Here is a 2,477-nt window from a genome sequence, read left to right on the forward strand (position 1 = left end):
GACGTGCTGGTGGCCACCACGGTGATCGAGGTGGGCGTCGACGTCCCCAACGCCACCGTGATGGTCATTCTCGATGCCGACCGTTTCGGCATTGCCCAGCTGCACCAGTTGCGCGGTCGGGTCGGTCGCGGTGCCGCCAAGTCGTCGTGTTGGCTGGTGGCGGCCGAGCCGTCCGACGACGGTGAGGAGCGCATCAAGGCGATGGTGAAGAGCACCGACGGGTTCGAGTTGGCCGAGGTGGACCTGGAGCTGCGGGGCGAGGGCACGCTGATGGGGGAGCGCCAGAAGGGCCGCAACGACCTGCGCCTGGCATCGCTGCGTCGCGATCGCGAGTGGGTGGTGCGGGCCCGCAACGTGGCGACCGAACTGCTCACCGAAGCCGATGGCCTCGCCAACCTGGGTGGCCTGGCCGACGAGGTGGACCTGATCCTTGGCCAGGACGAGGTCGGTTATCTGATGAAGGGCTGAGCCCCCGGTGGCCTGCGTCAGAGCGTGTGCCGGTGGCGACCTGTGACGTCGCCGACCTCGAGCCGGAAACCAGCGACTTCATCGGCAGGGCAGCGGGTGATCGCTCGGTATGGCATGGTTTGCGCTCGATGACCACTTCACGTCGGCTCGACGACTGGGACAACCTGAGGGATCGGGTGCCGCAGCACTATTTGGTGGGGGACGTTGATCTCGTCGCCGTCCGCATCGATGACGAGCCGACGGTGCTGTACGGACGTTGCCTGCACCGGGGCGCCTTGATGGGCGACGCAACGATCGTCGGCGACGACATCGTGTGTGGGGTTCACGGCTGGGACTACCGGGTGGCCACCGGGGTGTCGGCCTACGACGACACCCAGCGTCTCCAGAAGTTCGCAGCCTGGGTCGAAGACGGTGGCTTGTTTGTCGACGCCGACGAGATCGCCGACTACAGCCGCCAACACCCGCAGCGCTACGACCGCGAGGCCTATCAGGGCGTCTACGCCGACCTTCACGGTGGTGCCGAAGAACCCACCGTCGGATTGATCGCTCAGCTGGCGGCGAACGGCCTCGACCGGGTTGGCCCCCATGGCCCGGTGGCGGCGATGGGCGTCCCCCGCGCCGAGCTTCCGAGCTGGGACGACATTCAGTTTGTGACCGCTCAGTTGGCCCGGTCGCCGCTGCTCGACGACGTGACGGTCGATTCCTCGGTTGTGATCGGCCCGTCGGCGGCGAAGCCGCTCCATCTGGAGTTGCCGTTGTTCGTCTCCGACATGAGCTTCGGGGCGCTCTCCGAAGTGGCCAAAGTGGCCCTGGCGACGGGTGCGCAACTGGCCGGCACGGCGATCTGCTCGGGCGAAGGCGGCATGTTGCCCGAAGAGAACGACGCCAACGAGCGCTACCTCTACGAGTTGGGTTCTGGACGATTCGGCTGGGACCTGGCCGAGGTCGAGAAGGTGGCTGCGTTTCACCTGAAGCTCGGCCAGGGTGCCAAGACCGGCACCGGTGGTCATCTTCCCGGCATCAAGGTGCGCGGTCGCATCGCCGAGATCCGCGGGTTGCCCGAAGGAACCGCAGCGGTGTCACCCGCCACGTTCACCGGCGACCTGGCCACCACCGCCGGCAAGGCCGACCTGTTGGCGAGCGTTCGGGACCGGTCGGGCGGCATTCCGGTTGGCGTCAAAATGTCGGCCCAACACATCGAGGCCGACCTGGACGCTGCATTGGCGTTGGGCGTGGACTACGTGATCCTCGACGGACGCGGTGGCGGCACCGGCGCTGCGCCCAAGCTGTTCCGGGACAACATCTCGGTACCCACGATCCCGGCGTTGGCCCGAGCGAGACGGCATCTCGACCGAGCCGACGCCGACGGGGTCACGCTGATCATCACCGGCGGGTTGCGGACCCCGTGGGACGTGGCCAAGGCGCTGGCGCTGGGCGCCGATGCTGTCGCCATGGCCAACTCACCGATGCAGGCGATCGGGTGCCTGGGGATGCGGGCATGCCACACGGGTAACTGCCCGGTGGGGATCACCACCCAAAATCCAAAGCTCCGGGAGCGCTTGCCGGTGGACGAGGCGGCACAGCGACTCAAGCGGTTCCTTCTCGCCTCCACCGAGTTGATCGCAGCCCTGGCGCGAGCGTGTGGCCACGAGCGACTGTCCGACCTGACCCTCGATGACCTCACCACCTTCGACCGGGATCTGTCCCATCTGGCCGGGATCGCCTATGGAGGAGTTGACCGGTAAACAGCGACGACGGCGGTGATCGGCGGGCAAAATGAGGTGAGGCGCCGCCCCGACCCCGAAGGGCCGATGGCGACGCCACCTCACGGTCGTGGTCCGGCCGATGGCCGGGCCGCAAACCGGGCTGCTCAGCTGGCGGCCAGGTTCTGGGCGACGAAGTCCCAGTTGACCAGGTTGGCCATAAAGTTGGAGATGTAGTCGGGGCGGGCGTTGCGGTAGTCGATGTAGTAGGCGTGCTCCCACACGTCGATGGTGAGGAGCGCCTTC

The 2,477-nt window shown here is 67.2% G+C and carries 3 protein-coding genes; 2 read left to right on the plus strand and 1 reads right to left on the minus strand.

Annotated features, from left to right (window positions below; translation table 11 throughout):
* Positions 1-468: helicase-related protein (locus PKD89_RS19735; protein ID WP_324332918.1), on the plus strand; the 468-nt coding region annotated here is incomplete at its 5' end.
* A gap of 128 nt (positions 469-596) precedes the next feature.
* Entirely contained in the window at positions 597-2,213 is a 1,617-nt protein-coding gene (locus PKD89_RS19740; protein ID WP_289012168.1) for a glutamate synthase-related protein, read from the plus strand.
* Positions 2,214-2,338: 125 nt separating this feature from the next.
* On the opposite strand, the gene PKD89_RS19745 is transcribed toward PKD89_RS19740, so the two are convergent.
* Positions 2,339-2,477: Fe-Mn family superoxide dismutase (locus PKD89_RS19745; protein WP_289012187.1), on the minus strand; the 139-nt coding region annotated here is incomplete at its 5' end.

Origin of the sequence: Candidatus Neomicrothrix sp., assembly GCF_035329545.1 — a bacterium.
In the GTDB taxonomy this organism is placed as follows: domain Bacteria; phylum Actinomycetota; class Acidimicrobiia; order Acidimicrobiales; family Microtrichaceae; genus Microthrix; species Microthrix subdominans.